At 41.5% G+C, this 14,504-nt stretch carries 8 protein-coding genes and 1 tRNA gene; 1 reads left to right on the forward strand and 8 read right to left on the reverse strand.

The features are described 5' to 3' along the window. Nucleotides 1–11: 11 nt before the first annotated feature. From KO513_RS00275 to KO513_RS00295, 5 genes are all read right to left on the reverse strand, one after another. Nucleotides 12–2,393, reverse strand: a complete 2,382-nt coding sequence (locus KO513_RS00275) for an outer membrane beta-barrel family protein (protein ID WP_252735625.1) — start codon at nucleotides 2,391–2,393, stop codon at nucleotides 12–14. Nucleotides 2,394–2,527: 134 nt separating this feature from the next. Further along, nucleotides 2,528–4,522 (reverse strand): heavy metal translocating P-type ATPase, encoded by a 1,995-nt coding sequence (locus KO513_RS00280; RefSeq protein WP_215911796.1) that lies wholly within the window; start codon nucleotides 4,520–4,522, stop codon nucleotides 2,528–2,530. 142 nt (nucleotides 4,523–4,664) lie between these two features. Beyond that, nucleotides 4,665–5,861 carry an efflux RND transporter periplasmic adaptor subunit gene (locus KO513_RS00285; protein WP_215911797.1) on the reverse strand — a complete coding sequence of 399 codons (1,197 nt, stop codon included), beginning with the start codon at nucleotides 5,859–5,861 and terminating at the stop codon, nucleotides 4,665–4,667. A gap of 3 nt (nucleotides 5,862–5,864) precedes the next feature. After that, entirely contained in the window at nucleotides 5,865–10,202 is a 4,338-nt protein-coding gene (locus tag KO513_RS00290) for a CusA/CzcA family heavy metal efflux RND transporter (RefSeq protein WP_215911798.1), read from the reverse strand. 128 nt (nucleotides 10,203–10,330) lie between these two features. Next, nucleotides 10,331–10,639: a DUF6660 family protein gene (locus KO513_RS00295; RefSeq protein ID WP_215911799.1), complete on the reverse strand. Its 309-nt coding sequence runs from the start codon at nucleotides 10,637–10,639 to the stop codon at nucleotides 10,331–10,333. Nucleotides 10,640–10,864: 225 nt separating this feature from the next. Here KO513_RS00295 and KO513_RS00300 point away from each other — a divergent pair, with 225 nt between their 5' ends. Next, complete coding sequence (locus KO513_RS00300; protein ID WP_215911800.1) at nucleotides 10,865–11,827, forward strand: tRNA dihydrouridine synthase; 963 nt, start codon at nucleotides 10,865–10,867, stop codon at nucleotides 11,825–11,827. An 80-nt stretch (nucleotides 11,828–11,907) separates the two neighbouring features. Here KO513_RS00300 and KO513_RS00305 read toward each other — a convergent pair. The 3 genes from KO513_RS00305 to ftsZ form a co-directional block, all read right to left on the reverse strand. Further along, nucleotides 11,908–11,981, reverse strand: a tRNA-Arg gene (locus tag KO513_RS00305). A gap of 4 nt (nucleotides 11,982–11,985) precedes the next feature. Then, nucleotides 11,986–12,432 carry a GatB/YqeY domain-containing protein gene (locus tag KO513_RS00310; protein WP_215441255.1) on the reverse strand — a complete coding sequence of 149 codons (447 nt, stop codon included), beginning with the start codon at nucleotides 12,430–12,432 and terminating at the stop codon, nucleotides 11,986–11,988. Nucleotides 12,433–12,530: 98 nt separating this feature from the next. Further along, nucleotides 12,531–14,492 (reverse strand): cell division protein FtsZ, encoded by a 1,962-nt coding sequence (ftsZ, locus tag KO513_RS00315; RefSeq protein WP_215911801.1) that lies wholly within the window; start codon nucleotides 14,490–14,492, stop codon nucleotides 12,531–12,533. Nucleotides 14,493–14,504 lie beyond the last annotated feature (12 nt).

A 14,504-nucleotide genomic window follows, 5' to 3' on the forward strand; every position in this document is an offset into this window, starting at 1 on the left:
AGTTAGTTGATTTATCTTCGTCTTCCAGAATATTCCATGGCCTCTCCTTTACCAAAGCCATAGCTAAAGCCAAATGTAATAAACCTGCCTCTTTGTCTCCGGTTATAACTTGAAAAAGTTTCCTGAAAAGTTTCGGACTCTTCTATACGTGAAGCAAATAAATCCCTGATGCCTAAATTTACGACTCCCTTACCCTTTAAAATTTTCTTACGCGCTCCAAGGTCCAAGAATACGTTTTCGCTGGTCTTTCCCTGCACTGTTTCATAACTACTTTGATAATTGCCCGTTGTCTCAAAATCAATATCTGCAGGCAGTTTAATTTTGGTCATAAGCTTAGCGGACCACCTATCCGCATCAAAATCAAACACCTGAGTACCCAGACTGCCGTCCCTAACAAACTTGTTATAGTTTAAGTCTGTAGTAACGGTAAACCATTTAGCCGGACTATACTTTCCATTGAACTCAAGACCTGTGGCTTTATTGGTCCCTATGTTCTCCGGTTTACTTATTTTTACGTCATCTTCAAAAGTAAAAATGCTCTCGATCACCTCTGTAGTGTAGCGATGGTATATGCTAAAATTCAACGAGGCTTTTCCTAAAACATATATACTGGTCACTTCATACGAATCTGTAAATTCCGGTTGCAGATCCGGGTTACCTTGCCGGATATTAAAATTGTTCCTGATATTAAAGAAAGGGTTCAAATCCCACAGGCCTGGTCTATACACCCTTCTTGAGTATCCCGCCTGCATAGAAATCTTATCGTTAAACTTGTAAGAAGTATGTGCACTTGGAAAAAGGTTGGTATAATTCTGTTCGTTTCTTTCGTTGGTGTTTTTCAATAATGTATTCAGGTTGGTCTGCTCTGCCCTAACACCAGCTTTAACACCCCATTTTCCACCCTCATATGCAGCAGTTCCGTACGCTGCCAACACCTTTTGATCATACTCAAAAACGTTGGTCAAATCAGGATTGGATTGGTAATCTCCGTTCACAAAATCATCTACTTCATAATCATTGCTAACATCGTTCATAACATATTGACCACCCGCTTCCATAGTCCATTCTTCACTGAACGGACGGGTGTAATCTAACTTAAAAGTATACTCGGCCTCCTTAAACTCGGTACGTGTGCGCTGCAAGGCATCATTATCCTCTCCAGAAATAGTAACATCTTCAAAATCCGAAGACTGGTCTTTTCCGAAAAAATTACCCAAAGCACTGAATAAAAGGTCATGATCTTCATGATCCTTAAAATCGCTCTTATATTGAAGTTCATATTGATACTTAGGGTTGGTAGCTTCGGTGGTTTCTGTACGTTCCCATTCGGAGACCAATTGGTTGCCGGCATCAAATGACTTAAAATTTGTATTGGATGGCTGGTCCTCTATTTCATAGGCAAAATTCCCCGAAAGCGTTACTACATTATTCTCGTTAATGTAATAATCCGTACCAAGGATAACATTATAAAACTCCTCGTTTCTAAACTCCTCACCTACTGAAGAAATAGCTGTACCGTCAACCAAATTCCGGTTAATATTCTCTACATCGTTAGGTAACTCCCTATATCCTGCACCCAACTGACTGAACAAATTAAAACGTTCCGTGCGGCGATTGAGACTTAATCCAAAACTATGATTGTCCGGCGAACCTGTATTTAAGCTAATAGAGCCATTAAGCCCCTCGCGTTCTTCTTTCTTTATGACGATGTTGATAATTCCGGATGTACCCTCTGCATCATATTTTGCGGATGGGTTGGTAATGACCTCTACCCTTTCTATCATATCCGAAGTAATCGTACCCAAGGCATTCCCCCCTTCTCCCGTAAGAATTGAAGGTTTACCGTTAATTAAAACTTGCACACCTTGGCTACCGCGCAAGCTAATTTGGCCTTCTATGTTTACGTTTACAGAAGGCACGTTATTCAGCACTTCTAAAGCACTTGCCCCGGTACTACTAATATCCTTACCTACATTGAATACACGTTTATCCAACTTAAACTGTGTTCTAGAAACCTCGCCCTCCACTACCACTTCGGAAAGTTGTTGGGCGTCTTGATTTAACTGAACCACACCCAGCTCAATTTTTCCGTTGGCGGGCACGAGATTATCAAAACGCTTCTTCTCGAAGCCGATAAAACTAATTTCTACGAAAAAATCCTGAGCATCTGTTTTTATACTAAAACTACCATCATCTAAAGTAGTGGTGCCGGTAATTCCTTTTTGAGTAGCCTTTTCCCCTATAAGTACCGTGGCAAATGCCACCGGTTGTTTACTTCCTGTTTCCACTACCGTACCGGTAATCTCCGTTTCTCCGTTTTGGGACAAGCCCCATTCCGAAATCATTACGATACAAGCAAACGCAAAAAATGTGCGGGTAATTTTCAAATTCATGGTCTAAGTTGTTTGGAACATAAAAATGCGCAAAAAAAACATCCAACGAAACTTAGAAACTGCTATTTAACAATTTTAACAATATCGCATGAGCCTGATAAACACAAGGAATATCAAGAATTTGAGCCACATCTCTAATCCCATTTCATGTTCTGTAAACGAACTGCATTTAAAATCGCCAATAATGCCACCCCTACATCTGCAAAAACGGCTTCCCACATGGTAGCCATACCACCGGCACCAAGTATCATGACCAAGGCTTTGACCCCAAATGCAAGACCGATATTCTGCCAGACTATTTTTCTGGTAGACTTCCCTATTTTTATGGCCTGTGCTACTTTGGCCGGCTCATCGGTCTGAATGATAATATCTGCGGTCTCAATGGCCACATCACTTCCCAAACCGCCCATAGCAATACCAACATCGCTTGCGGCCAATACCGGAGCATCGTTTATTCCATCACCAATAAAAGCCACTTTTGTTCCGGAGACACGCTTTAGGTTTTCAACTTCGTTGAGTTTATCCTCTGGTAGAAGTCCGCCCTTTGCCCAATCTACGCGCAGTCCGTTTGCCACTTTTTGCGTAATGGCATCTTTATCTCCGGACAACATTACAATTTTTGACACCCCAGTTTTCCGTATACGCTCAACAGCAGCCCCAGCACCCTCTTTAAGTGCATCGGAAATAACAACATAACCCACAAACTTTCTATCAACAGCAACCATTACTACACTTTCTACAACATCCTCCGTCTCTTTTGGTACTGATATTCCATTAGCAACCATTAGTGCCCTATTTCCAGCTAAAACGGATTTACCGGCTACCGTACCTGCTAAGCCTTTACCTGCAATTTCAAATACATCTTTTGCTTTACTGGTTGCTCCTTCCTCCTTATATTCCAGAATGGCCTTTGCTATGGGATGGGTAGATTGTGCTTCAATGGCCATGAGATACTCCATAAAATCCTTTTCGGTTAAGGACGCACCAGATTCCTGAGCATTAGCCTGTAAAACAATTTCCTTAATTTGGAACACGCCCTTAGTTACAGTTCCCGTTTTGTCCATTGCCAAGGTGTTAATTTTGGTAATGGTATCAAGAAAAGAAGCGCCTTTGAACAAAATACCGTTGCGGGAAGCAGCCCCCAGTCCCCCAAAATATCCTAAAGGAATAGAAATTACCAAGGCACAGGGACAAGAAATCACCAAGAAAATTAAAGCACGGTACAACCAATCCCTAAAGATATATTCCTCCACAAAAAAGTAAGGTAGCAGGGTTACACCAATAGCCAAGAAAACCACAATTGGAGTATAAATTCTAGCAAACTTCCGGATGAAAAGTTCTGTTTTTGATTTGCGGGCAGTGGCATTCTGGACCATATCCAAAATACGGGCAATGGAACTATCCTTAAATTCTTTAGTAACTTCAACTTCAATAACCCCATCCAGATTGATGCTTCCTGCAAATACTTTCTCGGTCTCAACTATACTTGATGGTTTACTTTCCCCGGAAATTGCCGCCGTATTCAAACTGGCCCTAGCCGACAACAATTTACCGTCTAACGGAACTTTTTCACCTACACGAACTTGAATACGCTCGCCAATTTCTACAGCCTCCGGAGCTACTGAAATAAAAATACCATCACGAAGAACCATAGCCGATTTAGGCCTCACATCCAATAACGCCTTAATATTTCCTCTGGCCTTTGTTACCGCGGAATGTTGAAACAGTTCTCCCACCGCATAAAAAAGCATCACCGCCACACCTTCCGGATATTCCCCTATAGCGAAAGCACCAACCGTTGCAATGGTCATCAATAGAAACTCGGTAAAAAAATCTCCGTTCACAATACTCTTCCAGCCCTGTTTCATTACCGGAAGCCCCACGGGCAAATAAGCAATACCGTACCAAACTATACGCACCCAATCCGTAAAGAAAGGCACGTTAAAAACATCTAGAGCAATACCTGACACCAATAAAACAAAGCTAATACCAGCTGGAAGATATGGAGAAAACTTAGTGGGCTTTTCACTTTCACCACTACCACAACAACTCCCACAATCGCCATTAGCAGCTTCATCTGGATGTTGATGAGTATCTAAATCCTGAAGGTTGACCTTCTTCTTTTTCATGATTTTTCCAAAATTGTAAATTCTTAAATACACTCCTTCACCTGAGCGGCACATACCTTAAATAAACACGACTACCCGTGAAATAAGGACCTCAAACACAAAAATTATTGAGCGAAACGAGTTCATTAACCATGCTATTGGCTTAGTGGCTATGTTCCGCTTCTCCCTTTTTAATCTCCGCCATTAAATAGTATGCGTTATTGAAAGCAAACTTGGAACTATTGACTATTGGAGTCAAAAAATTGACTGCCACCCAACCATCATCTTCAGTACCTAAAGTTACTTCATGTGGAACAAAACGAAACGCATCTGCCTCCTTTTCTACAGTAAAAACAAAGGTTTTATCTCCGTCTTTGGCAATAGCACTTTCGGGAACGGCTTTTACCTCATTAACAGCTATCTGGATTCTCCCTTTTATATACATTCCTGGAATTAGGTTTCCCTCCTTATTTTCTATTTCTGCATGTACATGTAAGGCCTTGGGACTTTGCTCAAAGGTTTTTCCAATAGAATAAATCTCTGCCGTAAACTCTTTTTCTCCTAACGATTGCACAAAGAACTTCACGCTCTGCCCCTCCTTTATCTTAAAAACATCCTTCTCAAAAACCATGAGATCGGCATGCACATGATGAGTGTCCACTACTTGAAACAGGTCCGTTTGGGGATCTACATATTGTCCCGTTTTTACCTCCACCTTTTGCACATGGCCTTCAATAGGGCTACGCAATGCCACGCGCTGGTAAATAGTTCCTTTTTCTACTCCGCCTGCGTTTATATTCAACTGCCGTAATTGAGCCGCCAAACCTTTAACCCTACCTTGCGATGCTTGATATTGGGCTTGCGCTTTCTGAAAATTCAACCCACTGCCCACACCGGCATCATACAACTTTTTTTGTCGTTCATATTCCCCTTTCAAAAACTGACTATTACTAAAAGCATCCAAATAATCGGTCTGTTTTTGAATAATATTGGGGTGCGATAAGTAGGCCACCGCTTGACCTTTGGCAACTTTATCGCCCTCAATAACCTCAATGGACACCACATTTGCCCCTACCACCGAGGTTATTGTAGCTTCGTTCTGCGGAGGCACCTCCAATTGCCCGTTTGCCTCAACATAACCGCTCATATTTCGCATATGCAAAGTATCGGTCTGCATTTGCAAAGCTTCAAACTGCTGTTGGCTAAGCATGACTTCCTGCTCTTCCTCTTTGTGACCTTCAGATTCCTCATGCCGGTGATTTTCTTCTGTGTTTTCTTTTGTCTTGCTCTTGCCACATGAAGTAACTGCCAGCATCAAAAGGAAGAAGGCTAAAACTTTATATGTATATGGATGTTTCATGTTTTATTGATTGAAGTATTGTAATTCGTATATAGATTCTAGGTAATTGTCCAGCGCGTCCAGCGCGTCCATTTCGGTTTGTATGGCATCCCTAATAATCTGAGTGAAGCCCAAATAATCTACCGCGCCCTCTTTAAAGGCTAAAAGCGCCCCCTTGTGTTGCTGCTCGGCAAGCGGAAGTGCCTCGTTCTTATAGAAGGACCAAGACGTCTTCCATTTTTGATAAGAAACTAACGCTTGTTGATATTCAGACCTTAGCTGTTTCTGCTCAAAATCGGATTTCGTCTTTTCAATTTCGCTATGGATTTTAGCCGATTTTTTCCTGCTACGTGCCGTTCCCGAAAAAAATGGAACCGACACGCCGGCCTGATAACTATAAAAACCATCCGCTCCGTTCACTTTCTGAAGACCACCTTGCAAATTGAATTTAGGCAACAATTCTGCCTTTGCTGCTTTATAATCCGCCTGTGCTTCGTCAATACGTTTTTGTGATAATTGATATTTAGGGTGATTTTTCAAATTAGGTTGAACCTCAAATACCATGTCCATCTCATTACCCAAATCATCAGGAACAGAATAGAAAGTTTCAGAAGCCAACCAAAGGTTAAACCGTTGCAAGGCAATATCATAATCGGCCTGTGTTTGCTGGTATTTGTTCCTGATCTGTAAAGCCTGGTTCATAGCCGAAGTATATTCCAATTGGGAAATAGCCTCAACTTCATAGTTAAGTTCAATTGCCTTTTTGAACTGCCCATAAACGGAATCCAACTTTTTGTACAAGAGGTATCCTTTCTTTGCCTTATAGGCCTTAGCCCAAGCTTTCTTGACCTCCTGCTCTACCTGAAGCTCGGATAGGTTATATGCCGCTTCTGCCAGAGCAATCCGTTGTTGGTACAATTTTTTCTTCGCCCCAATCCCAAATAGGTCTATCTTTTGTTGCCCCAGACCTACCAAAGTATACACCCCACGGTCATCGGAAATTTCCTCACCTCCGCTAAACACCTGTGTAGTTCCCAAATCATAGATTTCGGCCTTTTGCACAGATTGTCTTTCTATTTCCAATTGTTCTGATTTCAGTAATGGATAATTTTGTTTGGCTGTCTCTACCGCTTTATCCAAGTAGATAACAGGTAAAGAAGCTTCCGTTTCTTGGGCCAATCCATTGAATGTCATCGCCATAAAACCAATAACAACAAAGGCTGTTTTTAACGATGGATTCAATCTTAACTTTCGCTCTTCCCTATTTTCTACCCATTGATAAAAAATAGGAAGTATAAAGAGCGTTAATAATGTAGACGTCAACAAACCACCAATAACCACGGTTGCCAAAGGCCGCTGCACTTCCGCACCCGCCGAAGCCGAAATGGCCATGGGCAGGAAGCCTAAAATATCCGTAAAGGCCGTTAGCATGATAGGACGAATACGTCTTTTTGTGCCTTGAACAATCCGGTCTTTTAAATTAACAACTCCTTCTTCCTTCAACTCGTTCAATCCGGATATCATGACCAATCCGTTTAGAACCGCAACTCCAAAAAGCACAATAAAACCCACACCGGCTGAAATACTAAAAGGCATATCCCGCAACCAAAGGGCAAAAACCCCGCCAATAGTCGCCATAGGAATTGCCAAGTAAATCATAATGGTCTGAGGAAGTGATTGCAAAGCAAAATAAATCAGGATAAAAATGAGCAGTAACGCAATAGGGACCACCACTTGCAATTTTGCACTTGCCCTTTCCAAATTTTCAAAAGCGCCCCCGTACCGTATAAAATAACCCGCAGGCAATTTAAATTCCGCATCTAGCTTTGCTTGAATATCCTCAACAACAGATTTCACATCCCTATCCCTAATATTAATTCCCACATAAGTTCTGCGGTTGGTGTTGTCCCTACTTATCTGCATTGGACCCGGTTCATAACTGATGGTCGCCAATTCACGAAGGGGAATCTGAGAGCCATCATCCAAGTTCACGAACAGATTTTGAACATCTTCAATACTGTTCCGGTTTTCTTCATGCATGCGCACTACCAGATCAAACCGCTTTTCGCCTTCAAAAATCACACCTGCCTTGCCGCCTGCAAATGCAGTCTGGATTAAACTATTTAGCTGATTGACGCTAACTCCGTATTGGGCCAATTTGCTACGGTTATAATGAATTGTAATTTGCGGCAGTCCGTTTGTGGCTTCGACCTTCATATCTGCCACACCGGGAATGTTGGCAATAAGTTTTCCCATTTCATCGGCCTTACTGGCCAACACCTCCATATCCTCACCAAAAATCTTAATGGCCACATCTTCACGAACTCCCGTAATCAGTTCATTAAAACGCATTTCTATAGGTTGGGTAAATTCATAATTCACTCCTGGCAGAATACTAATAGCTTCTTTGATTTCTTGTATTAATTCTGCTTTGCTTCGGCCGGACTCCCATTCAGTTTGCGGTTTCAAAATGGCAAAAATGTCCGCAATATCCATAGGCATGGGGTCTGTGGGAACATCTGCAACACCAATCCTGCTTATGACACGTTCCACCTCAGGAAACTTAGCCTTTACGATTTGTTCTATTTTTGTAGTGGTATCAATACTTTCGGACAAGGAACTACCCGGTTTTAAAATGGCATGAAAAGCAATATCGCCTTCATCCAGTTGCGGAATAAATTCGCCGCCCATGCGGGTAAAAGTGACTATCGCCAAAAGAAAGAGTACCACCGCGCTAGCAATAATCAATCTGGACTTTGTCAACGATTTTAACAACAGAGGCTCATAAGCCCTTTCTACCCCATGCACAAACCGGTCTCCGTAAGATGTTTTTTGAGATTTAGGAGCTCTTAAGAACCATGCCGAAATCATAGGCACATATGTGAGACACAAAATCATGGCCCCGATCATGGCAAAAATAAAGGTGAGTGCCATGGGCCGGAACATTTTTCCTTCTACCCCTTCCAAAGCCAAAATGGGCAGGAATACAATGAGAATTATCAACTGTCCAAAAAATGCGGCATTCATCATCTTTTTTGAAGCATTGGCTGAAATTTCATCGCGCGTTTCCGCAGTAACGGTTTTCTTTTTTACCACGTAAGAATACATTAGAAAGACCGTTCCCTCAACAATAATTACTGCACCATCTACAATAATTCCAAAGTCTATAGCGCCCAGACTCATGAGGTTTGCCCAGACATCAAAAAAGTTCATTAAAATAAAGGCGAACAAAAGCGATAAAGGAATAGTAGAGGCCACAATAAGACCACCACGCCAATTGCCCAATAAAAGAACCAATACAAAAATTACGATTAAACCACCTTCTAAAAGGTTGTTCCTTACCGTTCCAGTGGTCTCCGCAATCAGCTCGCTACGGTCAAGAAATGGTTTTATCTTGACACCTTCCGGTAAGGAATGCTGAATCTGTTCCATCCGTTGGATAACATTCTCGATTACCTCATTAGAATTAGCTCCCTTTAACATTAAAATCATGCCTCCTACCGCTTCTCCAGTACCATCTTTGGTTAGTGCCCCATAACGAACGGCGCTACCCATACGAACCGTTCCTATATCCTTTATTTTAATGGGCACTCCGTTAACGGATTTGACCACCATATTCTCAATATCCATAATGCTTCTGGCCAGACCTTCGCCTCTAATGAAATTGGCCTGATGATTACGCTCAATATAAGCACCACCTGTATTCTGGTTATTCCTTTCCAACGCTCTAAATACCTCAGAAATACTTATACCTATGGCCCGAAGCTCATCCGGGTCAACTGTTACCTCATATTGTTTTTGATTACCGCCAAAGGCATTTACCTCTACCACACCGGGTACCATGGCCATTTGTCTGCGAATGATCCAATCTTGAAACGTACGCAGATCCGTTATGGAATACTTGTCTTTATGTGCAGCATCTACTTCCAGTACATATTGATAAATTTCACTAAGGCCTGTGGAAATTGGCCCTATGAAAGGTTTACCAAAACCTGCGGGAATTTGTTCCTGTACTTCGGGTAGTTTTTCCGCTACCAGCTGCCTAGGGAGATAGGTTCCTACTTTATCATTAAAAACTATGGTTACTACGGAAAGCCCAAACCGGGAAACGGAGCGTATTTCCTCTACATTGGGCAAATTACTCATGGCCACCTCTACAGGATAGGTCACGAATTGTTCTATATCTTCCGTACCCAAATTGGGCGACTGCGTAATGACCTGTACCTGATTATTGGTAATATCAGGTACCGCATCTATGGGCACTTGGGTCATGCTCCAAACGCCGGCACCTATGAGGGCAAGCGTAAATAGACCCACAATAAATTTATTATGGATTGAAAAATCAATGATTCTATTGATCATATGGATTGCTATAATTCAGTTAGACAATGTCTGTTTCAGCCATGCTATAAACACAACAAAAACTAGGGTAATGAAATCCGAAACGGATTCATTACAACGGGATATAGGTATCCTATAAAAAAACTGAATTATGCCCTGGGAGGTTGCAGAAGGTCTAGAACAACATCTTTACCAAGACTATCAAAATGCGCCAATTCCTCCTGGGAAATTAGTGATTGAAAAGGCTCAAATGTTAGTATTTCAAAATTTACCGTATGTGTATGGCAACAATGACACATGCAGAAAGGAGAACACAAATCAACAGATTCATGTCCGTGATCCATACCATTATCAACAGATACCGTAACCTGATCTTCGGTAACGGAACCTTCATCACTACAAGGCACAACGTTAAGTGCCAAGAAGTAAACGGATAATATGATGGCGAATAATCTCACAATACAAAGATAGAAAGATTTTGATCGGTGACTGATACTCAAACCGTTAATTTGGCAGTAATCTAGTCCGCGCCCAGTAATTTGCAAGCGATTCTTGGATAGATTCCTGTTATCCAATACGCTTTATAAATCCATGAATCCTTAAAACACCAAAAATTACACTCCCTATTTATCGCTAGGGTTACTGCTCATATTCATTTATCTTTGCGCGCTCAAAACCAATTCATGTCCTACTCACTTCTATCCTCACCTTTGCAAGGTTTTACAGATGCCACGTTCCGTAATGCACAGCAAAAGTTCTTTGGCGGTATAGATACCTTTTACGCCCCTTACATTAGGTTCAATAGGAAAATGATTATTAAAGGGTCATACCAACGCGATTTAAACCCGGAGGTGAATACCAGCTTAGAATTGATTCCCCAGGTAATGACCGCAGATGTGGAGCACTTCCTATTCGTAATCAAGTACATTGAGTCCTTAGGGTATACTGAGCTTAATTGGAATTTAGGCTGTCCATACCCTATGGTTACTAACAGCGGCATGGGATCAGGACTCATTTGTAATACCGAAAAAATAGATCATATTTTGGACCGCGCACATAGCGAGACCAATGTTACCATATCTATGAAAATGCGTCTAGGGTATGAAAACAGTACCGAAATCCTGGATGCCTTCCCCATTCTTGAAAAATACCCGCTAAAGAACGTAGCGATACATGCACGTCTTGGAAAACAATTATATAAAGGTGGTGTAGACCTAGAAGCTTTTCAGAAATGCATAGACGTTGCCAAACACACTTTATACTATAATGGCGATATTACCACGGTAGCACAATTTAAAGCCATGAGAGAGCGCTTTCCTTCAATTGAACATTTTATGATAGGCCGCGGGCTTATAGCCGACCCATTCCTGCCCAGTATGATCAAAGCGGACACCACGGCATACCCTGCCAAACGATGGGACATCTTTAGAGAATTCCATGACACTATTTACCAACAGTATGATGCCATACTCTCCGGACCTACCCCAATTAAAATGAAAATGTTAGGCTTCTGGGAATTCTTTTCACAATCTACACACAACCCCCAAAAAGTATACAAGGCCATAAAAAAAGCAGGAAACCCTATGAAATACAAACAAGCTGTAGGAGAAATTATAGCTACCCAAAAAAGAATGATAACAGCTTAGGAACTCCGAACAAGAACCGAAATACACCTAATAAAAAAAGCTCTTTAAAACTAATGTTTAAAGAGCTTTGAATAAAATTGTGACCCCGGCAGGATTCAAACCTGCAACCCTCAGAGCCGAAATCTGATGCGCTATTCAGTTGCGCCACGAGGCCAATTTTATGCTAATTTCTGTTTTACTATGGCAGATATGGTTTTACCATCTGCCTGTCCGGCCAATTCTTTGGACACTATGCCCATAACCTTGCCCATATCTTTCATGCCGGATGCTCCTGTTGCATCTATGGTCTGCACTACTACTTTTTCAATTTCTTCTTCCGTAAGTTGTTCCGGTAAAAACTGTTCGATTACCGCAATCTGTGCCAATTCCGGTTCAGCAAGATCTGCTCTTCCCTGTTCCGTAAAAATAGCCGCACTGTCCTTACGTTGCTTTACAAGTTTTTGAACCAGCTGAATTTCATCTTCCTCTGTCATCTCCTTGTCCGTACCACTGGTCTGTGCCATAAGCAGGGCCGATTTTATAGCGCGAAGTGATTCCAAAGCAACACTATCCTTTGCTTTCATTGCCGCTTTCATCTGCTCCATCACCTTTTGTTGTAAGCCCATCCCTTTTTTATTTAGGACTGCGAAGATAAAAAATAAACCCGAAAAAAAATTAATTTTTTCGGGTTTAAGCTTGAGTTAGTTAGTTTATTTTAAAATATCTAATCTACATTATCGTGTAAAAAAGAATTGTTGGAACGTAACCTAATTTCATCGTTGCTATCCTCTCCCAACGTAGTTCTTGAAACCTTGCTCTCTTCTCTTCTAGCATCGCTTAAATCAATACCCTGACGTTTGTAAGCCGGCTCCTTTTCAATTTCGTCAATGCTGCTTACACTGTTTTGAAACTTATAATTGAAGTCCTTTAACTTTCTTCTTCGCTCATCCGCTCTCTCCCTTAAAAGATCATCAATTGGGCTGTTCATTGGGTCTACCTCTGCCGGTGCTTCACTTTGAGGTGTTTCAACACGCTTTACTTCCATTTTAGGCTCTTCCCTAACCACTGGTTTAGGTTGTTGCGGTCTTGGAGTAGGCTTTGGTGCCGGTTTGGCATTGGCAAGCTTTTCCTCCATTTCCATATAGTCGTCCAAACTATACCGCTTTTCGCCTTCCTCGTTATATTCAAGAACAGGAATAACTTCTACGTGACTGTTAACGTCTATATCCTTAACATCATCATCCAGACTAAAAGTAATAACATTATCTTGTGCTTCGTCTTCCACTTCATCTTTTTGAGTGAAAGGCATATCAAAACTCATGGTAATCTGCTCTTCCTTAAGTTTATCATAAGATACTGTCATTGGGTCTATGACCTCAATATCATTGATAGCATCTTGGGCATTAACGATTACAAAATCGTCTTCAGAAGTATTTACCTCTGCAACTTCTTCTAAAACTTCTTCATAAAAAACGTTGAAGTTTTTAATATAACTAGTAGTCTCTATTAAATCCATGCCCGGCTCCTCTGGCGCATCTTCTTCAAGAGTGTGCTTGATAACCGGGGGTTCTTCCTTTACTTTTTCAATTGGCAATTGGTGAACTACGTTCTTTCTTGCCATTAAATCATGCTGGGCACGTTGCTCATCTTCCAACGTGTGAATGATTTTTTTAGTTTCGGTATTTACAATTTCATCTTGCTGATCTACATCAAAACCTGTTGCAATAATGGTTACGGCAATAGCCTCTCCTAAATCTTCATCTTCACCTACACCCATGATGATGTTAGCACCATGACCTGCTTCTACTTGAATGTAGTCATTAATTTCACCTATTTCATCAATAGTAATTTCTTGAGAACCGGAAACAATAAGCAACAATACGTTCTTGGCCCCACTGATCTTGTTATCGTTCAATAATGGAGAATCCAACGCTTTTGTAATGGCCTCATGCGCCCTTGCAGAACCTGTTGCCTGAGCAGACCCCATAATGGCAGTACCACTATTGGAAAGTACGGTCTTGGCATCCCTAAGGTCAATATTCTGTGTATAGTGATGCGTAATTACTTCTGCAATACCTCTAGCAGCTGTAGATAATACTTCATCCGCTTTAGAGAAACCGGCTTTAAAACCTAGGTTACCATATACTTCACGAAGTTTGTTATTATTGATTACGATCAATGAATCTACATTGGCACGTAATTTTTCAATACCGATACGTGCTTGTTCGCAACGCATTTTACCTTCAAACTCAAAAGGCATGGTAACGATGCCCACGGTAAGCACGTCCAATTCTTTGGCTTGTTTAGCTATTACAGGAGCAGCACCTGTACCGGTACCACCACCCATACCAGCGGTAATAAATATCATTTTGGTAGTAGTGGCAAGCATCTGCTTGATTTCTTCCATACTTTCCAAAGCGGCCTGTTCACCCACCTCAGGGTTGGCACCAGCACCCAATCCTTCTGTTAGTGAAACACCTAGTTGTATTTTTGTTGGCACAGAACTATTGTTCAAGGCTTGGGAATCCGTATTACAAATTACGAAATCTACGCCATTGATGCCCGACTGAAACATGTGGTTGATCGCGTTGCTACCACCGCCCCCTACGCCGATTACTTTAATTACATTGCTTTGATTCTTTGGAAGATCAAAGGATATTCCATCAAATTCCGTGTTGTTGTTCATAGTGTATTTTTA

This window comes from Zobellia sp. B3R18 (assembly GCF_018860715.1).
In the GTDB taxonomy this organism is placed as follows: Bacteria; Bacteroidota; Bacteroidia; order Flavobacteriales; family Flavobacteriaceae; genus Zobellia; species Zobellia russellii.